Annotated in this window: 20 protein-coding genes; 8 read left to right on the forward strand and 12 right to left on the reverse strand. The window is 71.9% G+C overall.

Features of this window, described 5'->3' with window-relative positions:
• Positions 1–353 precede the first annotated feature (353 nt).
• Both ACIRF8_RS30990 and ACIRF8_RS30995 read right to left on the reverse strand, forming a co-directional pair.
• On the reverse strand, positions 354–668 hold the full coding sequence (locus ACIRF8_RS30990; protein ID WP_404220140.1) for a hypothetical protein: 315 nt from the start codon (positions 666–668) through the stop codon (positions 354–356).
• Entirely contained in the window at positions 661–1,203 is a 543-nt protein-coding gene (locus ACIRF8_RS30995) for an RNA polymerase sigma factor (protein WP_404220142.1), read from the reverse strand. The genes ACIRF8_RS30990 and ACIRF8_RS30995 overlap by 8 nt, the downstream gene beginning before the upstream one ends.
• 105 nt (positions 1,204–1,308) lie before the next feature.
• Between ACIRF8_RS30995 and ctaD the strand changes: the two genes are divergently transcribed.
• Both ctaD and ACIRF8_RS31005 read left to right on the forward strand, forming a co-directional pair.
• Positions 1,309–2,940, forward strand: coding sequence for a cytochrome c oxidase subunit I (gene ctaD, locus ACIRF8_RS31000; RefSeq protein WP_404220144.1), 1,632 nt, complete (start codon positions 1,309–1,311; stop codon positions 2,938–2,940).
• The gene (locus ACIRF8_RS31005; protein WP_404220146.1) at positions 2,937–3,245 is read left to right on the forward strand and encodes a hypothetical protein; all 309 of its coding nucleotides are present in this window, start codon (positions 2,937–2,939) and stop codon (positions 3,243–3,245) included. The genes ctaD and ACIRF8_RS31005 overlap by 4 nt, the downstream gene beginning before the upstream one ends.
• 43 nt (positions 3,246–3,288) lie before the next feature.
• Here the strand turns inward: ACIRF8_RS31005 and ACIRF8_RS31010 are convergent, their stop codons facing one another.
• The gene (locus ACIRF8_RS31010) at positions 3,289–3,426 is read right to left on the reverse strand and encodes a hypothetical protein (RefSeq protein WP_404220148.1); all 138 of its coding nucleotides are present in this window, start codon (positions 3,424–3,426) and stop codon (positions 3,289–3,291) included.
• A 174-nt stretch (positions 3,427–3,600) separates the two neighbouring features.
• On the opposite strand from ACIRF8_RS31010, the gene ACIRF8_RS31015 reads away from it, so the two are divergent.
• From ACIRF8_RS31015 to ACIRF8_RS31025, 3 genes are all read left to right on the forward strand, one after another.
• The gene (locus ACIRF8_RS31015; RefSeq protein ID WP_404220150.1) at positions 3,601–4,959 is read left to right on the forward strand and encodes a helix-turn-helix domain-containing protein; all 1,359 of its coding nucleotides are present in this window, start codon (positions 3,601–3,603) and stop codon (positions 4,957–4,959) included.
• 293 nt (positions 4,960–5,252) lie between these two features.
• Positions 5,253–7,085, forward strand: coding sequence for a S9 family peptidase (locus ACIRF8_RS31020; protein ID WP_404220152.1), 1,833 nt, complete (start codon positions 5,253–5,255; stop codon positions 7,083–7,085).
• 73 nt (positions 7,086–7,158) lie between these two features.
• Entirely contained in the window at positions 7,159–7,929 is a 771-nt protein-coding gene (locus tag ACIRF8_RS31025; RefSeq protein WP_404220154.1) for an SURF1 family protein, read from the forward strand.
• A gap of 24 nt (positions 7,930–7,953) precedes the next feature.
• On the opposite strand, the gene ACIRF8_RS31030 is transcribed toward ACIRF8_RS31025, so the two are convergent.
• The 7 genes from ACIRF8_RS31030 to ACIRF8_RS31060 form a co-directional block, all read right to left on the reverse strand.
• Positions 7,954–9,093, reverse strand: a complete 1,140-nt coding sequence (locus tag ACIRF8_RS31030) for a hypothetical protein (RefSeq protein WP_404220156.1) — start codon at positions 9,091–9,093, stop codon at positions 7,954–7,956.
• The gene (locus tag ACIRF8_RS31035) at positions 9,090–9,779 is read right to left on the reverse strand and encodes a SigE family RNA polymerase sigma factor (RefSeq protein WP_404220159.1); all 690 of its coding nucleotides are present in this window, start codon (positions 9,777–9,779) and stop codon (positions 9,090–9,092) included. Before ACIRF8_RS31035 ends, ACIRF8_RS31030 begins: the two co-directional genes overlap by 4 nt.
• Before the next feature lie 378 nt (positions 9,780–10,157).
• Positions 10,158–11,228, reverse strand: a complete 1,071-nt coding sequence (locus ACIRF8_RS31040; RefSeq protein ID WP_404220161.1) for an aspartate-semialdehyde dehydrogenase — start codon at positions 11,226–11,228, stop codon at positions 10,158–10,160.
• Positions 11,228–12,514 carry an aspartate kinase gene (locus ACIRF8_RS31045; protein WP_404220163.1) on the reverse strand — a complete coding sequence of 429 codons (1,287 nt, stop codon included), beginning with the start codon at positions 12,512–12,514 and terminating at the stop codon, positions 11,228–11,230. The genes ACIRF8_RS31040 and ACIRF8_RS31045 overlap by 1 nt, the downstream gene beginning before the upstream one ends.
• A gap of 214 nt (positions 12,515–12,728) precedes the next feature.
• On the reverse strand, positions 12,729–13,394 hold the full coding sequence (locus ACIRF8_RS31050) for a DUF5063 domain-containing protein (RefSeq protein ID WP_404220165.1): 666 nt from the start codon (positions 13,392–13,394) through the stop codon (positions 12,729–12,731).
• Complete coding sequence (gene recR / locus ACIRF8_RS31055) at positions 13,387–13,986, reverse strand: recombination mediator RecR (protein ID WP_116511760.1); 600 nt, start codon at positions 13,984–13,986, stop codon at positions 13,387–13,389. The genes ACIRF8_RS31050 and recR overlap by 8 nt, the downstream gene beginning before the upstream one ends.
• 63 nt (positions 13,987–14,049) lie before the next feature.
• On the reverse strand, positions 14,050–14,394 hold the full coding sequence (locus tag ACIRF8_RS31060; RefSeq protein ID WP_404220167.1) for a YbaB/EbfC family nucleoid-associated protein: 345 nt from the start codon (positions 14,392–14,394) through the stop codon (positions 14,050–14,052).
• 277 nt (positions 14,395–14,671) lie between these two features.
• On the opposite strand from ACIRF8_RS31060, the gene ACIRF8_RS31065 reads away from it, so the two are divergent.
• From ACIRF8_RS31065 to ACIRF8_RS31075, 3 genes are all read left to right on the forward strand, one after another.
• Positions 14,672–15,406 carry an SLATT domain-containing protein gene (locus tag ACIRF8_RS31065; protein ID WP_404220169.1) on the forward strand — a complete coding sequence of 245 codons (735 nt, stop codon included), beginning with the start codon at positions 14,672–14,674 and terminating at the stop codon, positions 15,404–15,406.
• Between the two features lie 54 nt (positions 15,407–15,460).
• Positions 15,461–16,153: a GntR family transcriptional regulator gene (locus ACIRF8_RS31070; RefSeq protein WP_404220171.1), complete on the forward strand. Its 693-nt coding sequence runs from the start codon at positions 15,461–15,463 to the stop codon at positions 16,151–16,153.
• A 91-nt stretch (positions 16,154–16,244) separates the two neighbouring features.
• Positions 16,245–16,895 (forward strand): hypothetical protein, encoded by a 651-nt coding sequence (locus ACIRF8_RS31075; RefSeq protein ID WP_404220173.1) that lies wholly within the window; start codon positions 16,245–16,247, stop codon positions 16,893–16,895.
• 67 nt (positions 16,896–16,962) lie between these two features.
• Here ACIRF8_RS31075 and ACIRF8_RS31080 read toward each other — a convergent pair whose 3' ends face one another.
• Positions 16,963–18,318, reverse strand: coding sequence for an aspartate aminotransferase family protein (locus ACIRF8_RS31080; protein WP_404220175.1), 1,356 nt, complete (start codon positions 18,316–18,318; stop codon positions 16,963–16,965).
• A 110-nt stretch (positions 18,319–18,428) separates the two neighbouring features.
• Complete coding sequence (locus ACIRF8_RS31085) at positions 18,429–19,229, reverse strand: VTC domain-containing protein (RefSeq protein WP_404220178.1); 801 nt, start codon at positions 19,227–19,229, stop codon at positions 18,429–18,431.
• Positions 19,230–19,415 lie beyond the last annotated feature (186 nt).

A 19,415-nucleotide genomic window follows, 5' to 3' on the forward strand; every position in this document is an offset into this window, starting at 1 on the left:
AGAGGGTTCGGCTGGGGGGAAGGGTCGGCCGGGCAGAGGGGTCGGCTGGGGAGAAGGGTCGGCTGGGGAGAAGGTTCAGCCGGGCAGAAGGGTCGGCTGGGGGGGGAAGGGTCGACTGAAGAGAAGGGTCAGCCAGGCAGAAGGGTCGGCCAGGCAGAAGGGTCGGCCAGGCAGAAGGGGTCGGCCAGGCAGAAGGGGTCGGCCAGGCAGAAGGGGTCGGCCAGGCAGAAGGGGTCGGCCGGGCAGAAGGGGTCGGCCGGGCAGAAGGGGTCGGCCGGGCAGAAGGGGGCGGCCGGGCAGAAGGGGGCGGCCGGGGAGAAGGGGCGGCCGGGCAGAAGGGGCGAAGACAGCTCTCAGCGTTCGGCCGTCGGGACGGGGCCGGAGTCCGGTGGGGTCGGCGCGGCGGTCGCCGGGGGCGCGGCCATGTAGGTGAGGGCGAGGACGAGGAGGGCGGCGAGCGCGCAGACGGCGGCCTCGGCGCGCAGCACGAGGGCGCGGCGGGCGCGGGCGCCGTGGACGAGCCGGTTGAGGGCGCGTTCGGCGTGGTGGTGCAGGGGGCCGTCGGCGTAGCGGGGGCCGTCGGCGGGGAACGGGTCGGCCGCGCGCAGCAGGGCCAGGTCGCGGTCGTCGGCGCAGGGGGCGGCGGGGACGTCGTAGGGGTCAGGCACGGTCGCTGCCTCCTGAGGGCACGGTCATGTTCATCCGGTCGATCTCGGCGCGCAGTCGGCGCCGGGCGCGGTGCAGGCGCATCGCCGCCGCGTTCTTGCCGCACTCCAGGGCGACGGCCAGCTCGTCGAGCGTCAGCTCCTCCCAGGTGGTGAGGCGGAGCGCTTCCTGGTCGGCGGGGCTGAGGCGGGCCAGCGCCTCGTGGACCCAGGCGCCGGGCCGCTCGGCGTCGGGGCCGGGGACGACGTGGCGGCGGTGGGCGCGTTCGTGGTGGCCGATGCGGTCGAGCAGGCGGCGTCTTCGGCCCTGGCCGCGGACGGTGTTGGCGAGGCAGTTGCGGGCGACGGCGTAGAGCCAGGGCAGCGGTGTCTCGGGCGGGAGTTCCGAACGGCGCCGCCACGCTATGGAGAAGACGTCGGCGACCACCTCCTCGACGTCGTGGGCGGCGCCCGGGTCGAGTCGGCGCGCCACGAAGCGGCTGACCGCCCAGTAGTGCGCGCGGTAGGCCGCCGCGAAGGCGTCGTCCGTCGTACTCATGTCGCGTAGGTGTCCGGCACGGGCCCGATCCTCACAGGCGGGGTGTGTGATCTTTCCGGCGGGTGTCGTGGTGAGGCGCGGGGCGGGTCCGGACACGTACCGGGCATGAGGTCCACGAAGGAGAACAAGTGGGTCGCGTGGCTGACCACCACCGACCACAAGACGATCGGCACGCTCTATCTGGTCACCGCGTTCGCGTTCTTCTGCCTGGGCGGTGTGCTGGCGCTGTTCATGCGGGCGGAGCTGGCCAGGCCCGGTACGCAGATCATGTCGAACGAGCAGTTCAACCAGGCGTTCACGATGCACGGCACGATCATGCTGCTGATGTTCGCGACACCGCTGTTCGCCGGGTTCGCGAACTGGATCATGCCCTTGCAGATCGGGGCGCCGGACGTGGCCTTTCCCCGGCTGAACATGCTGGCGTACTGGTTCTATCTGCTGGGCTCGCTGATCGCGGTGGGCGGGTTCCTGACGCCGCAGGGGGCGGCGGACTTCGGCTGGTTCGCGTACGCGCCACTGTCCGACGCGGTGCACTCGCCGGGGATCGGCGGCGACATGTGGATCATGGGGCTCGCCCTCTCCGGGTTCGGCACGATCCTCGGGGCGGTCAATTTCATCACCACCATCGTCTGCATGCGGGCGCCCGGCATGACCATGTTCCGCATGCCGATCTTCACCTGGAACGTGCTGCTGACCGGCGTGCTCGTACTGCTCGCGTTCCCGGTCCTCGCGGCGGCGCTGTTCGCCCTGGAGGCCGACCGGAAGTTCGGGGCGCACGTCTTCGACGCGGCGAACGGGGGGCCGCTGCTGTGGCAGCACCTGTTCTGGTTCTTCGGGCACCCGGAGGTCTACATCATCGCGCTACCGTTCTTCGGGATCATCTCCGAGGTGATCCCCGTCTTCAGCCGGAAGCCGATGTTCGGGTACTCGGGCCTGGTGGGCGCGACCATCGCGATCGCCGGTCTTTCGGTGACCGTGTGGGCGCACCACATGTACGTGACGGGCGGTGTCCTGCTGCCCTTCTTCTCCTTCATGACGTTCCTGATCGCGGTGCCGACGGGGGTGAAGTTCTTCAACTGGATCGGCACGATGTGGCAGGGCTCGCTGTCGTTCGAGACGCCGATGCTCTACGCGATCGGGTTCCTGATCACGTTCGCGTTCGGCGGGCTGACCGGGGTGGTCCTCGCGGCGCCGCCGCTCGATTTCCACGTCGGGGAGACCTACTTCGTGGTGGCGCACTTCCACTACGTCATCTTCGGCACGGTCGTCTTCGCGATGTTCTCCGGGTTCCACTTCTGGTGGCCGAAGTTCACGGGGAAGATGCTGGACGAACGGCTCGGGAAGATCACGTTCTGGACGCTGTTCATCGGCTTCCACGGGACGTTCCTGGTGCAGCACTGGCTCGGCGCGGGCGGCATGCTGCGGCGCGTGCCCGACTATCTGGCGGTCGAGGGTCTTGCCGGGCTCAACACGGTCTCCACGATCTTCTCGTTCGTCCTCGGGATGTCGTTCCTGCCGTTCCTCTACAACGTGTGGCGGACGGCGCAGTACGGGGTGCCGGTCGAGGCCGACGACCCGTGGGGGTACGGGCGTTCGCTGGAGTGGGCCACGTCGTGCCCGCCGCCGCGCCACAACTTCGTGGCGCTGCCGCGGATCCGCTCGGAGTCACCGGCGTTCGACCTGCGGCACGCCGTCGGACCCGCGCCCGAGCCGGTGGTGGCGGCGGTGGAGCGGTGATCCGGGAGATCGAGGGCTATCTCATGGTGGAGGCGGCGCGCTCCGAGGGGCGGGCCGCGGCCGGACGGTTCACCGACCGGCTGCCCTGGCTGACCGAGTCCCAGGCCGCCGAGGTCCGACGGGTCTACGCCGACGAGTACGTGGGCCTGCGCCGGGACACCTGGCGCTGGTGCGCGGAACGCGCCACGACCCTGCGCGGGGAGTACGAGCACCGGTACGGGGTGTTGCGGCGCCGCGTGTGCGGCTGGGTCTGTCTGGGGGCGGCGGGGGCGGGGGGTGCGGTGGCTCTGCTGGTGGGGCGGTGAGCCGGGACGCCGTGGCGCCAGGGCCCGTCTTTGCAGACAGGCGCTAGCGCGGGGCCGTGCAGCACCTGGTGTGCGGGGCGCCGTCAGGGGCGGCGTGGGTCGTGGTGCCTGCCGCGCCCAGGGCGGCGACCGCGAGGGCGCCCGCGACGATCGCGGTGAGCAGGGGCCTGCGGACGCGCACGGGGACCTCGCAGCAAGTCGGCGGTGTGTCAGCGGTGAGTCAGCGGTAAGTTCGCGGTTAAGCCGAATTAACTCGCCTTAACTGAGCGCATAACTTAGGGGGTTGGCGGGAGGCAAGGCAAGGGGCGAGACTCACGTGACCCCCGTACGCACGTGAAAGGCGGCGCCCCGCGTCATGCCGGACGAACCACCAGACGAGACAGCGGAGCACGTCGGACGCCGCGTCCTGCGGCTGCGCACCGCACGCGGCCTCACCCAGCGCCAGGTCGCCGAACCCGCCTACACGCCCGCCTACATCTCCACGCTCGAAGCGGGCCGCGTCCGCCCCTCCGAGGCCGCGCTGCGACACATCGCGGGACGCCTCGACGTCACGTACGAGGAACTGGCCACCGGCCGGCCCGCGCACCAGGCGACGGACCTGCGGCTGCGCCTGACCGAGGCGCAGCGGGCCCTGGCGACCGGCGCGGCCGACGAAGCGGCGGAGCTGTACCGGGAGTTGAGCACGCAGGCGCCGGCGCTCGGCCTGGCCACGGAGCACGCCGCGGCCGAGCTCGGGCTCGGCGAGTGCGCCCTGGAGACCGGCGACCTGGGCCAGGCCCGCGCCCACTTCGACGTGGCGGACGCACTGCTCATCGAGGCCGGGGCCCCGCTCCCCCAGCGCGCCCCGGTGATCCGGGCCCGCGCCGTCGCGCACTACCTCTCCGGGTCCCTGCGCTACGCCTGCTACCTCCTGGAGTCCGCCCTGGACGAACTCAACACGGGCGGCCTGCACGACCCGGACGCGCTCGTCCTGCTCTACACCGCGTCGATCGCCCCGTACATGGACATGGGCGCCCACGCGCGTGCCGCACAGGCCGCCGAGCTGGCGCTCGCGCTCGCCCCGCGCGTGGGCGACCCGGCGCTCGTCGCCCAGATGCACCGCTCGGTGGCCCGCACCCTGCTCGCCGAGGGCAAGGTGGCCGAGGCCGACGCCTCCCTGGCGAAGGCGGCGGAGCTCTACCAACAGCTCCAGATCCGCACCGAGTTGGCGCACTGCCACTGGATGCGCGGCTATGTCCACGCGCAGGCGGGCCGCCTCACCGACGCGGAGGCGCAGTTGCGCACGGCACGAGACATGCTCTCCGCCAAGCGGGCCGCTCTCTACACGCAGCAGGTCGAGGTCGAACTGGCCGACGTACTGCGCCGGCTCGGCCGCCCGGGGGAGGCGGCCCACCTGCTGCGGGCCCTGCTCGGCGAGATCGGCCCGGAGCGGGGCGCCGTGCACGCGGCGGGCGCGCACCGGCTGCTCGGGCTGATCGCGCAGGAGTCGGACGCCGTGGAGGAGGCGGAGGAGCACTACGTCAACGCCCTGAGCCTGCTCGAACGCGCGGGCGCGGCGGGCGACCTGGCGGACCTGTGCCGGCTGCTCGGCGATCTGTACCGCCGCTCGGGCCGTATCGAGGCGGCCCTGGACACCTACCGCACGGGGCTCGGCCACCGGGCGGCCCCCGGCACGACGACCCTCGGCCCGGCCCCGGCACGGCCGCCCCTGTGACCCCGCTCCGTATATCGGCGTAGATATATGCGCGGGGTATTCCGGGGCGGGACCTTCCGGCGTAGATTCCCCACACCGTCGCCGCTCCGGGGCGATCGGATGAACCGCGTCGGCGCAGTTCATCCTCCCCCTCCCCGCCCCGGCTCGCCGACGGACGGCAGGCACAGCTCAGCACAGCGGGAGCACCTGCGTGGCGGACCCGGCCATCCCCTCGGAGACACCCCCGGCCGGGTCACGCCGAACCGTTTCACCCCTGTCCCCGGCGGTGCGGTCCGAGCGGGCACTATGGGGCCATGACTGAGAGCATGCCGTCCGTGTCGTCCGAGCCGTCTGCGTCGTCCATGCCGGATTGGGAGAAGCGGTTCCGCGCGCCGAGGGTGTCGCTGCCGGACTGGGCGGAGGACGCCCCGGACCGGTCCCTGTTCGTGTCGAACGCGACGGGCACGTACGAGCTGTACGCGTGGGACAGGGCGACGGGTGAGCAGCGCCAGGTGACAGACCGGGCGAACGGGACGACGGACGGCGTCCTCTCCCCCGACGGCGACTGGATCTGGTGGTTCAGCGACACGGACGGCGACGAGTTCGGCGTATGGCTGCGCCAGCCGTTCACCGGCGGCCCCGACACGGAGGCCGTCCCGGGTCTCGCGCCCTCCTATCCGGCAGGGCTCGCGCTCGGCCGTGACGGACGCACCGCCGTGATCGGGCGCTCCACGGACGAGGACGGCACGACCGTCCACGTCGTACGCCCGGACGCGACCGCCCCCGTCGAGATCTACCGGCACCGCGAGTCGGCCGGTGTCGGCGACCTCAGCCACGACGGGCGGCTGATCGCGATCGAGCACACGGAGCACGGCGACGCGATGCACTCGGCGCTGCGCGTGGTCCGCCTCGACGGTTCGACCGTCGCCGAGCTGGACGACACGCGGGGCGGCGAGGAGGAGCTGGGGCTCGAGGTCCTCGGCTTCGCCCCCGTGCCCGGTGACACCCGCCTCCTGGTCGGGCACCAGCGGCGCGGTCGCTGGGAGCCGATGGTGTGGGACGTGGCCTCGGGGGAGGAGACGGACCTGGCCCTCGACCTGCCCGGTGACGTGTCGGCCGAGTGGTACCCGGACGGCTCGGCGCTGCTCGTCGTCCACGAGTTCGAGGCCCGCGCCGACCTGTGGCGCTACGACCTCGCGTCCGGCGCGCTCACCCGGGTCGAGACCCCGGCCGGTTCGGTGTCGGGTGCCTCGGCCCGCCCGGACGGCAGCATCGAGTACCTGTGGTCGTCGGCGGAGCAGCCGCCGGCCGTGCGGTCCACCACGGGCGGTGTCGTCCTCGACCCGCCCGGTCCGAAGGCCCCGCGGTCGGTGCCGGTCGAGGACGCGTGGGTCCAGGGGCCCGGCGGCCGTATCCACGCCCTCGTGCAGCGTCCGGCCGGGGCGACGGGTCCGCTGCCCACGGTCTTCGAGATCCACGGCGGCCCGACCTGGCACGACTCGGACGCGTTCGCGGCGGGCCCGGCGGCCTGGGTCGATCACGGGTACGCGGTGGTCCGGGTCAACTACCGGGGGTCGACGGGGTACGGCCGGGAGTGGACCGACGCCCTCAAGCACCGCGTCGGCCTGATCGAGCTGGAGGACATCGCCGCGGTCCGCGAATGGGCCGTCTCCTCGGGGCTCGCCGACCCCGAGCGGCTGGTCCTGGCCGGTGGCTCCTGGGGCGGCTACCTCACCCTCCTCGGCCTTGGCACCCAGCCCGGCGCGTGGGCGGTGGGCCTGGCGGCGGTGCCGGTCGCGGACTACGTGGCGGCGTACGAGGACGAGATGGAGGCCCTCAAGGCGCTGGACCGCACGCTCTTCGGCGGCTCCCCCGAGGAGGTTCCGGACCGCTTCACGGTGTCCTCGCCGCTGACGTACGTGGACGACGTGGCCGCCCCGGTCTTCATCTCGGCGGGGGTCAACGACCCGCGCTGCCCCATCCGCCAGATCGACCACTACGTGGACCGGCTCGCGGCCCGGGACGCCCCGCACGAGGTGTACCGGTACGACGCGGGGCACGGTTCGCTCGTCGTGGAGGAGCGCATCAAGCAGGTCCGGCTCGAACTGGACTTCGCGAGCCGCCACCTGCCGCCCCGCACGGCCTGAGAGCGGGGGACGCGGGGCGTTCCAGGCAGGGGTCGCGGGACGGGTCCGCACCTCGGGCCCGTACCGTGGGGGTGTGTACCGGTTCCTGCTGACGCCCCGCTGGTGGGGGATCAACCTCTTCGTCCTGCTGGCGGTCCCCGTCTGCGTCTTCATGGGCTCGTGGCAGCTCAGCCGCTTCGACGACCGGGTGCAGGACCACCGCTCCGCGTCCGAGCGGTCGGTGACCAACGAGAAGGCGGCCCCCGAGCCGCTCGCCTCGCTGCTGCCCGTCGACAAGAACACCTCGGGCAAACGGGCCGAGGCGACCGGCCGCTACGACAAGCAGCTCCTGGTGCCGGACCGCGATCTCGACGGGCGCCGCGGCTTCTACGTCGTGACGCTCCTGAAGGTCGACGGGACCGGCAGGGCGCTGCCCGTGGTCCGCGGTTGGCTGCCCGGCCCGGCGTCCGCCGCGAAGGCGCCCGCGCCGCCCGAGGGGGAGGTCACGGTGGTCGGCGCGCTCCAGGCCTCGGAGTCCGCGGGCTCGGACGGGGTGACCGCGGCGGGCGGCCTGCCGTCCGGACAGGTCGGCGTGATCAGCGCGGCGTCCCTGGTGAACCTGGTGCCCTACGACGTGTACGACGCGTGGGTCACGCTCGACGACGCCGACGGACGGATGACGCCGGTCCCGGCCGGCACCCCTGAGGGCAGCGGGCTCGATCTGAAGGCGTTCCAGAACCTGGGCTACACCGGCGAGTGGTTCGTCTTCGCGGGCTTCGTGCTCTTCATGTGGTTCCGCCTGGTCCGCCGTGAGGCGGAGGCGATCCGCGACGCCGAGCTGGGGCTCGCCGAAGAGACGGCCTGAACGGACGCCCCCCGGGGCCGGGTCCTAGGAAGCCGGCAGTACGCCCGTCCGGTACACGGTGCCCGCGCACGCGTCCGGGATGGTCGCGGCGGCGCTCGGCGTTCCGGGCTCCGCCGTGTGCGACACGACCACGCTTCCGTCGGCCGTGTCCTCGCTGCCGAACTGTGTCGACAGGCCCGAGTCGGCGGTGCCCGTCGCGGGGGTCGAGCCCGTGGTGTCCCCCGACGGCGTCGGCGCGGGCGTCTCCGGCTCGCCGCCGTTGCCGCCACCGGTGCCTCCGGTGCTGCTGCCGCCCGTCGCCGGGCAGGAGCCGGTCGGCACCCACGCGAAGCGCACCTCGTAGGCCATGCCGGGCTCCAGGATGAGCTGGCTCGGCTCGGTCGCCGGGTCGGGCAGACCGGTCGCCCGGTCGCCGGCCGTGTGGTCGACGACGCTCACCCTGCTGGGGTCGGCCGCGCCCTCGGCGATGGTGACGACGCTGCCGGGGCTGTCGACGGTGCAGTTGGCGCCCGAGCCGTTCGACACCCGGAACGAGCCGTAGACGGTGCCGCTGGCGTCGGGCTGGCCGACGCTGGCCACCGCGTCGGTCAGATCGCCCGCGTCGCAGACGGGGGAGCTCGCGGCGGCCGTGGACGCCGGGCCCGGGCCGCCGGTGGCGCCGCCGCCCGCGCCCTTCTCCTTGCCGCCCTTGTCCTTGTCCTTCTTGCCGTCCTTGTCCTTGTCCTTGGCGTGGGAGGGCGAATCGCCGGGCTCCTTGCCGCCCCCGCCGCCGGACTTGTCGACGTCCACCCCGCCGTGGGTGGCTTCGCTGTGTCCCGCTATGGAGGGCCGGTCACCGGAGGAGCCCGACTTCGTCACGTGCCACACCGCGGGCACCGCCATCGCGACGAACACCCCCGCGGCGACGGCGCCGACGAGGGCCTGCCGCTTGCGGGCGCGGCGCGCGGGCACCGCGCGGCGCAGACGGTCGAGGGCCTCGTCCGAGGGGTCGATCTCGGCGACGGCCTGGCGCATCATCCGCCGCAGTTCCAGCTCGTCGTCGGCCGCCGCACCGGCCGGACGACGGGGTCCGTCGTTCACAGTTTCGTTCCCAGCGTGCTCGTCGTGCTCGTGGTGCTCGTCGTGCCCGAAGCGCTTGTCCCGCCCGTGCTCCGAGGGGCTCATGCCGGTGCCTCCATGGCGATGCGCAGGGCCGCGATCCCGCGCGAACCGTACGCCTTCACCGACCCCAGCGATATCCCGAGCGCCTCGGCCACCTGAGCCTCGGTCATGTCCGCGAAGTACCGCATGACGAGGACCTCGCGCTGACGCCGCTGGAGTCCGCGCAGTGCCGCCTTCAGCGCGTCGCGCTCCAGCAGGTCGTACGCGCCCTCCTCGGCGCTCGCCATGTCGGGCATCGGCTTGGTGAGGAGCTTCAGCCCGAGGATGCGCCGGCGCAGCGTGGACCGGGAGAGGTTGACGACGGTCTGGCGCAGGTAGGCCAGCGTCTTCTCCGGGTCACGGACGCGTTTGCGCGCGGAGTGGACGCGGATGAACGCCTCCTGGACGACGTCCTCGCAGGAGGCGGTGTCGTCGAGGAGGAGCGCCGCGAGCCCCAGCAGGGACCGGTAGTGGGCGCGGTAGGTCTCGGTGAGGTGGTCGACTGTCGTACCCGTCGCCGTCACGTCGTCAACGCCCTGCTGTGCCGGAAGCTGCGCCGGCCGTGCCGCGGGCATGGGGGCGATCACCGGCATGCCGCCGACCGCGCCCCGACGGGGACGCCGGGTCCCCAGGGGTGCGAGTGATGCGAGGGGGGGCCGCAGCGCCGCGCCCCTCGCCTGTACCGCTGTGAAGTCGAGTACCTCTGCCACGCCTGTTGGACACGCTTCCCCCCGTCAGGGTTGTACGCGTCCGGCGGCTCATTTGCGACAGACCTCGTCATCCCCACCAATGACGACCCGTCAATTGCCGACATGCGTACCTGCTCTTCCCCTACGCCCCGATTGCCTGCTTCGTTCGAACACCCTGAGGACCCCCCTCAAGACGACAGAGACGCTCCCCACCCCGCGTGCGGTTGCGGGATGGGGAGGGAATCTTCGAACGATTCAGAAGCACGTTCACGCGGCGCGCATCAGTGGTGTGGACCACTGCCCTCCACGGAACTTACACAGATCCTACGAGGCGATCCGCATATGGGAAGGGGTTGATCGTCAGACGGACGGCGGGAGAGGGGAAGATCACGCGGGGTCTCAGGCCCCGGCGAACTCCGCGGCGACCAGCTCCGCGATCTGCGCCGTGTTCAAAGCGGCGCCTTTGCGGAGATTGTCCCCGCAGACGAAGAGTTCGATCCCTGCGGGGTCGTCGAGCGAGCGCCGCAGCCGGCCCACCCAGGTCGGGTCGGTGCCCACCGCGTCGGCGGGCGTCGGGAACTCACCGGCCGCCGGGTTGTCGAAGAGCACGACCCCGGGCGCGGTAGCCAGGATCTCGCGGGCCTTGTCCACGGTGACCTCGCTCTGGAAGCGGGCGTGGACGGTGGCGGAGTGCGTCGTGACGACCGGCACCCGCACACACGTGACGGCCACCTTGAGATCGGGCAGCCCGAGGATCTTGCGGGTCTCGTCCCGCACCTTCATCTCCTCCGACGACCAGCCGTCCTCGCGCAGCGACCCGGCCCACGGTACGACGTTCAGCGCGACCGGCTCGGGGAACGGCCCGGTCCGCTCGCCGACGGCCCGGCGCACATCGCCCGGGCTGGTCCCGAGCTCCGTACCGGCGACGAGGGAGAGTTGGGCGCGCAGGGTCTCGACCCCGGCGCGGCCCGCGCCGGACACCGCCTGGTAGCTGGAGACCACCAGCTCGCTCAGGCCGAACTCGGCGTGCAGCGCGCCGACGGCCACGATCATCGACAGGGTCGTGCAGTTGGCGCTGGAGATGATGGAGCGCGGGCGCACGCGCGCGGCGTGCGGATTGACCTCGGGGACGACGAGCGGCACCTCGGGGTCCATCCGGAAGGCGGCCGAGTTGTCCACCACCACGACGCCCTTGGCGGCGGCGACCGGCGCCCACTCGGCGGCGACCTCGTCGGGCACGTCGAACATGGCGACGTCGACCCCGTCGAAGACGGACTCCTCCAGGGCCACCACCTCGACCTCGGCGCCGCGCACGGTGAGCTTGCGCCCCGCCGAGCGCGCCGAGGCGACGAGCCGGATCTCGCCCCAGACGTCGGCGTGCTGCGACAGGATCTGAAGCAGCACGGCGCCGACGCTCCCGGTCGCTCCCACGACCGCGAGCGTCGGACGCCTCGCCGGGTTGCGGTCCATCAGCGGCCGGTGCCCCCGTAGACGACGGCCTCGTCGGAGTCCGAGTCGAGCCCGAAGGCGGAGTGCACGGCGCGCACCGCCTCGTTCACGTCGTCGGCGCGCGTCACCACGGAGATGCGGATCTCGGAGGTGGAGATCAGCTCGATGTTGACGCCCGCGTCGGTGAGCGCCTCGAAGAACCCGGCCGTGACACCCGGGTTGGTCTTCATCCCGGCGCCGACGAGGGAGATCTTGGCGATCTGGTCGTCGTAGCGCAGGGAGTCGAAGCCGACGCTCGCCTTGATCCGCTCCAGGGCGTCGATGGCCTTGCGGCCCTCGGTCTTGGGGAGCGTGAAGGAGATGTCGGTCAGGCCGGTCGACGCGGCCGACACGTTCTGGACGATCATGTCGAGGTTGATCGCGGCGTCCGCGACGGCGCGGAAGATCTTCGCGGCCTCGCCCGGCTTGTCCGGCACACCGACGACGGTGACCTTCGCCTCGGAGGTGTCGTGCGCGACACCGGAGATGATCGCCTGTTCCACGGTCTTCTCCCCTTGCTTGTTCTTCGCGATCGGCTCGTTGCTGACCCAGGTGCCCTGGAGTCCGCTGAAGCTGGACCGCACGTGGATCGGGATGTTGTAGCGGCGGGCGTACTCCACGCAGCGGTGGAGCAGGACCTTCGAGCCGGAGCTGGCGAGCTCCAGCATGTCCTCGAAGGAGATCCAGTCGATCTTCCGCGCCTTCTTCACGACGCGCGGGTCGGCGGTGAAGACACCGTCGACGTCGGTGTAGATCTCGCAGACCTCCGCGTCGAGGGCGGCGGCCAGGGCGACGGCGGTCGTGTCGGACCCGCCGCGGCCGAGGGTCGTGATGTTCTTGCCCTCCTGGCTGACGCCCTGGAACCCCGCGACGATGGCGATGTTGCCCTCTTCGATGGAGGTCCTGATGCGCCCCGGCGTGACATCGATGATCCGGGCTTTGTTGTGGACCGAGTCGGTGATGACACCGGCCTGACTGCCCGTGAACGACTGGGCCTCGTGGCCCAGGTTTTTGATCGCCATGGCAAGCAGTGCCATGGAGATCCGCTCTCCGGCGGTCAGCAGCATGTCGAATTCGCGCCCGGCAGGGATCGGGGATACCTGCTCGGCGAGATCGATCAACTCATCCGTCGTGTCACCCATCGCGGACACCACGACAACCACCTGGTTGCCGTTCTTCTTGGCGTCCACCACTCGCTTGGCGACCCGCTTGATGCCCTCGGCATCGGCTACGGAGGAGCCTCCGTACTTCTGCACGACAAGGCCCACGTGCGCTCCTCGCTCAGTCCGTCTGTCACCACGTGTACGTACGCGTACCGCGGTCGGCTCAGTTTAACGAGCGGCCGAAATCCGCCCCCGGCGTATCGCATCGTGAGATGTCCCGCTCACGAGGTGATCACCGAGGTTTTGGACGCGGATCTTCCGGCCACCCGGACAGGCTCATGCCCGACGCCGCCGGGGACAACCGGAAAAGTGGGACAGCTCACTTGACGGGGCGCAGGCCGAGCGGGCCCGCGATCTCCTCCACCATGACCTGTCCTGCCTCCTCGGCGAGGGTGTCCTCCGTGCGCGCGAGGTCCTCGTCGGTGTCCAGGCCGTCGAGGTCGTCGAGGGGCTGGTTGAGCCGCACGTGGGCCACCAGGGACTGAAGGGCGCGCAGCGTCGCGGAGGCGGTGGAGCCCCAGTTCGAGAAGTACGAGAACTGCCACCACCACAGCGCCTCGGAGACCCGGCCCGCGCGGTAGTGGGCCAGGCCGTGGCGCAGATCGGCGACCACGTCGGTCAGGTCGTCGGAGATCCGGGCGGCGACCCGCGCCTTGCGGGGCTCGTAGGGGTCGAAGACCTCGGAGTACACGTCGACGGGGGCCAGCATCCGGGCCAGCCGCTCGCGCATCTCGTCCACGTCCTGCTCCGGGCCGAGGTCCGGCTCGTAGCGCTCGTCCGGGACGATGTCCTCGTGCGCGCCGAGCCGGCCGCCCGCGAGCATCAACTGGGAGACCTCGAGCAGCAGGAACGGGATGGCCGAGTCCGGCTCGTCGCCCTTGGCGATCTCGGTGACCGCGACGATGAAGGACTCGATCTGGTCGGAGATCTGGACCGCGAAGCTGTCCGGATCCTGAGCGGTGGCGTGCAGCGTGGCGTCAGACATCTAGGAGTCGTCTCCCCTCGAAGGCCCGGCCGAGGGTGACCTCGTCCGCGTACTCCAGGTCGCCCCCGACGGGGAGGCCGCTGGCCAGGCGGGTGACCTTCAGGCCCATGGGCTTGATCATGCGGGCGAGGTACGTCGCCGTGGCCTCGCCCTCCAGGTTCGGATCGGTGGCCAGGATCAGCTCTGTGACCGTCCCGTCGGCCAACCGCGCGAGAAGTTCTCGTATACGCAGGTCGTCGGGTCCCACCCCTTCGATGGGGCTGATGGCGCCGCCGAGCACGTGGTACTTGCCCCGGAACTCACGGGTGCGCTCGATCGCGACGACGTCCTTGGGCTCCTCGACGACACAGATGACGGTGAGGTCGCGGCGCGGGTCGCGGCAGATGTTGCACAGCTCCTCCTGCGCGACGTTGCCGCACGTCGCGCAGAAGCGGACCTTCGCCTTGACCTCCATCAGGGCCTGGGCGAGGCGCCGCACGTCCGTGGGCTCCGCCTGGAGGATGTGGAAGGCGATCCGCTGCGCGCTCTTGGGACCGACGCCGGGCAGCCTGCCCAACTCGTCGATGAGGTCCTGGACCACGCCTTCGTACACGGCTCGAACGCCTTCCGTAAATCCTGCTCTGCTGCCTGGTACGTACGGTAGTCGGCGCCGGTCCTAGAAGGGGAGGCCCGGGATGCCGCTGCCGCCGCCGAGGCCCTGGGTGAGGGGGCCGAGCTTCTGCTGCTGGAGCGTCTGCGCGTTCTCGTTGGCCGCCTGGACCGCCGCGACGACCAGGTCGGCGAGGGTCTCGGTGTCCTCCGGGTCGACCGCCTTGGGGTCGATGACGAGGCCGCGCAGCTCGCCCGAGCCGTTCACCGTCGCCTTGACGAGTCCGCCGCCCGCCTGGCCCTCGACCTCGGTACGCGCCAGTTCCTCCTGGGCCGTCGCGAGGTCCTGCTGCATCTTCTGGGCCTGCTGGAGCAACTGCTGCATGTTGGGCTGGCCACCACCGGGGATCACGATCAGCTCCTGTTCCCGTCTCGTCTCGTGCGCTGCGTCGGGCGCGTCCGCGTGGGCGCGCGCCCATGAAACGAGCCTACGTGGTCCGGGTGGCGCCCGCCCCGGCACCTCGCACCGCACTCTTTCGAGTGAGACGGGCCGCTCTCCTATACCTGATCAAGGCCCACTTCTGAGCGGAAAACCCGCGAAAGGGGACTCTCGGCCACCCATTGGGCGGTAGGAAGATGCGTACCCAGTCGAGTCCAGTCGCGATCCGTAACCAGTCGAGGGAGTGCCGGTGAGTCAGCCGGAGATGCAGCCCGGAGGACCGCCCCCGGAGGGGCAGGGCGAGGGCCGCAGCACCTCGGACGACCTCACGGGACGCGCCTTCCCGCTCGGCGACTGGGGCGAGCCGGCCGAGCGGCTCGACGAGCTGTACCGGTGGGTCGAGCAGGGCGCCCTGCGCACCGCCGCCTGGTATCTCGCCGACCGCGTGTGGAAGCGGCGGGGCGCCCGGGCGATGCGCGGCGGGACGGTGCTCGGGGCGCTGGCCGCGGTGCTGCTGCCGCTGCTCGACCTGACCGGCGCGGCACACGGGGCGGCGCTCTGGGGCTACCTCGGGCTGCTGCTCGCGGTGGCCTGCGCCGGGTGCGACCGCTACTTCGGGCTCACGTCGGGCTGGACCCGGGACGTCGCCACGGCACAGGCCGTGCACCGGCGGTTACTCGTGCTCCAGTTCGACTGGGCGTCGGAGTGCGTCCGCGAGGTGCTGGGCCCCGCCGAGGGCACGGCGAGCGAGGCCGCCGAGCGGTGCCTGTCCGTGCTGCGGCGCTTCTCGGAGGACGTCACGGAGCTGGTGCGCTCCGAGACCGCGGACTGGATGGTCGAGTTCCGCTCCGGGCCCGCGCCGCTGGTCATGCAGTCCGCGATCCCGAGCCCGGCCCGCCCGGCGGACCCGCCCCCCGGCCGCTTCCCCCTCCCCCCGGGCGCCCGCCCCAACATGCCGAGGCAGCGGCCCCCGGAGCCGCGGTAGAGGCATAGTGTTCGGGCGAACCTTCACCGCCAGCCGAACCGGGGGACCCGACCCGTGCCCGCTTTCGACGGCCCCGCCGTCACCCGCAACACCCTCCGCCGGCAGATCGCGGACGCGCTGCGCGACGAGATCCTCGCGGGCCGCCTCTGCCCCGGCCAGGAGTTCACGGTCAAGGAGATCGCCGAGGGGTACGGGGTGTCGGCCACCCCGGTGCGCGAGGCCCTGGTCGACCTCACCGCGAAGGGCCTGCTCGACTCCGCCCAGCACCGCGGCTTCCGCGTCCACGAGTACTCCCTGGCCGACTACCGCGCCATGATCGAGGCCCGCTCCCTCGTCGCCGACGGGATCTTCCGCGGCCTGGCCGAACCCGCCCCGGCCGAGCCGCGCTCCCCCGCCGCCCTCGCCGGGGTGCGCCGCCGCGGCGAGGAGGCGGCCCGCGCCGCGGGCGCCGGTGACCTGAACGTCCTGATCGGCTACGACCTGCGGTTCTGGCGCGAACTCTCCGCCCTCTTCGGCAACCCGTACCTCTCCGACTTCTTCCACCGGCTGCGCGTCCAGTCCTGGATGTGCGCGGTCCCGCATCTGCGCCGGGCGGGCGACCTCCGGGGCAGCCTGTGGTCGGGACACTGCGACCTCGTCGACGCCCTGGCCCGCCACGACGCCCCGGCCGCGCACGCCATCGTCGAGGCGTACAACGCGGACTCGCTGCGCCTGATGGAGCGCCTCGCGGGCGATCAGGGGGCCTGAAGGCGGGTACGGGCAAAGGCAGGCGCACATTACCCTGGCGTACGCCCTACGCCGAGAACACGCCGCGCAACCGGAGTCCTAAGGAGCCCCCTTGGCCTGTGACCTGTGGCTCGTCCCCCTCGTCGACGTGCTGTGCCACAGCCCCGACAACCCTTTCGCGGAAGAACTCGCGCTCTACGACAAGGCGTTGCACGCGGCAGGTCTGCCCTCGGTGCCGGTCTACGCGTACATGCCGGGCCTCTCCGGTGACGTGGCGCCGGTCGCCGGGTTCGACTACGACGCGCTGCACTTCCTGCGCCGGGCCTACCTGCTCCAGATGTGCGGGCTCGCCGTCACGCCGGTCGACGAACTGGGCGGCGACTACGAGCAGTTGCTGGAGATGTTCGAGTCCACGGCGCAGGCCTCCCATCTGGTGTGGCACTACGACCACGCGGGCGCCTACGTTCCCGTGGACTTCCCCGCACCGCTGTCCAACGACGAACTCCTGGAGGGCGGCGGTCCGTTGGGCTCCTCCCACGCGTTGCTGCACGAGCTGGAGTACGTGGCGCCCGCGATCGGGATAGACCCGGCGAACCCGCCGCTGCCCCCGGCCCCGCCCGTGGCACCGACCTCCCTGGAGGAACCGGCCGCGCCGGTCCCGCCGGGCGAGGGCCCCTTCGCCCGGGAGCGTCACGTCTGGCTGGGCCTGCACCGGGCCGCGACCCGCAGCCTGGCCCAGGGCTCGATGATCGTCTTCAGTTGAACCGGAGCGCCTGCCGGGGCGGGGCGCCGGTGCCGAAGCGGCACCGGCGCCCTCGCCCCGGCACCCCTCACGCCACGTGCTCGTCCGCCGCGCCCAGCGCGATGTCCAGCGCGGCCAGGCCCTCCTTGGCCTCGGCCTCCGTGATGTTCAGCGGCGGCACCACGTGCGTGCGGTTCATGTTCACGAAGGGCCACAGTCCCTGCTTCTTCGCGGCGGCGGCGAACGCGGCCATCGGCGCGTTGGCCTCGCCGGTCGCGTTGTAGGGCACCAGCGGCTCCCGCGTCGCCCGGTCCCGTACGAGGTCGAGCGCCCAGAACATGCCGACGCCGCGCACCTCGCCCACCGAGGGGTGCCGCTCGGCCAGCTCGCGCAGGCCCGGCTCGATGACCTCGGAGCCGAGCTTCGCGGCGTGCGCGACGATGCCCTCCTCCTCCATCACGTTCATGGTGGCGACGGCCGCCGCGCAGGCCAGCGGGTGCCCTGAGTAGGTCAGGCCGCCCGGGTAGGGCCGCTTGGCGAACGTCTCGGCGATCGCGCCGGAGATGGCCACACCGCCGAGCGGCACGTACCCCGAGTTCACGCCCTTGGCGAAGGTCATCAGGTCCGGCGTCACGTCGTACAGATCGGCCGCGAACCACGTGCCCGTACGGCCGAAACCGGCCATGACCTCGTCCAGGACGAAGACGATGCCGTACTTGTCGCACAGCGCGCGGACCCCGGCGAGGTAACCGGCGGGCGGCAGCATGATGCCCGCCGTGCCCGGCACCGTCTCCAGGATGACCGCCGCGATCGTCGAGGGGCCCTCGAACTGGATCGTCGACTCCAGGTGTTCGAGGGCGCGCTCGCACTCCTGCGCCTCCGTCTGCGCGTAGAACCGGGTGCGGTAGAGGAACGGCGCCCAGAAGCGGACGACACCGGCCGTGCCCGTGTCGTTGGCCCAGCGGCGCGGATCACCGGTGACGTTGACGGCCTGCTGGGTGCCGCCGTGGTACGAGCGGTAGGCGGAGAGCACCTTCGGGCGGCCCGTGTGCAGGCGGGCCATCCGCAGGGCGTGCTCGACGGCGTCGGCGCCGCCGTTGGTGAAGAAGATCTTGTCGAGGTCGCCGGGCGTGCGCGCGGCGATGAGGCGTGCGGCCTCCGAGCGCGCCTCGACGGCGAAGGCCGGGGCGAAGGTCGTCATCTTCCCGGCCTGCTCCTGGATCGCGGCGACGACCTTCGGGTGCTGGTACCCGATGTTCGTGAAGACGAGCCCGGAGGTGAAGTCGAGGTAGCGGTTGCCGTCGTAGTCCCAGAAGTACGAGCCTTCGGCACCGGCGACGGCCAGCGGGTCGATGAGCTCCTGTGCGGACCAGGAGTGGAACACGTGGGCGCGGTCCGCGGCCTTGACGGCGGCGCCGACCTGGGGATTCGGCTGAGGGGTCATACCGCCGAGCGTAGATGCGCGCTGCACGGGCACACCATCGGCGTCCTGTCTGCGGGACGCGGGCGAACACGACAGACTGTCGCCCGCGCGCCGCCGTCTTCGCGAGCCGCTCAGTACGCGCCCCGCGGGAACGCCTGTCGGACCGGGCGGGCCCAGCGGTCGGCGCCCAGTTCCGGGCGGAGTGCCGCGAGGCCGCCGCAGTACTTCGTGAACTCCGACGCCCGCACCCCGAACCGGTGCAGCACCCCGTCCGCCTCGCAGCGCGGCCCCCGCGTCTTCGTCTTCACCAGCACCAGACCGCCGTCGGCCCGTGCCGCGCGCCCCCGCGGACCCGTCTCCCGCACCACCAGACCCGCGTCGCAGGTGATCCGCTGCCCGTCGGCGACGAACGTGGCCCGCTGGTACTCGGTCACCAGCGACGGCCGCAGCCCCGGTGGCGCCTCGACCCCGAACGCGCCGCCGATGACCCCGTCGAGGAAGCCGCGCCCGGCCGCGTCGAGCGCCTGCTCCTCACCCGTCAGGCGGTGCCGGTGCTTGACCGTCTCCCCTCGCGCGTTGCTCAGTTCGATCTCGAACTGCCGCTCCCCGCTGTCCTGGTAGAGCCGTTCGCGGATCTTGTAGCGGGGCCGGTTGCCCTGCCGGTGGGCGTGGTACGTGCGCAGGTCGGCGGTGTCGTAGTAGGTCGAGCGGTAGGTGAACCAGCGCCGTCCGCCCAGCGACAGCGCGCGGAACGGGCCGCCCGCCCGCCGCGGGTCGGTGAGCAGTGCCGCGAAGTCCGCGAAGATCTCGACCGGTACGAGGTAGCGCTGGTCGCGGCGGGCCAGCAGCTCGGCCGTGCTGTTGAGTTCGTCGAGCGACAGCGGCCGGGCGGCGAGCGCGGCACGCCCGATGGCGCGTACGGCGGGGATCACACGGTCTCCTGACGATAGGGGGCAGCGGACTTCGTCGTACTACGAGAGGGACGTACGGGCGGCGCGGGACGTTCCCGGTTTCCGGCCAACGGAAAAGAACTTCCGTTCGTCACTCTCCGCGTTTGTTACGGAACCGTACGAGCCACTCCGGGTCTCTTCGTCGTATGGCCGCACTATTCTCGGTCT

This window comes from Streptomyces sp. NPDC102406, assembly GCF_044765725.1.
Lineage (GTDB): Bacteria > Actinomycetota > Actinomycetes > Streptomycetales > Streptomycetaceae > Streptomyces.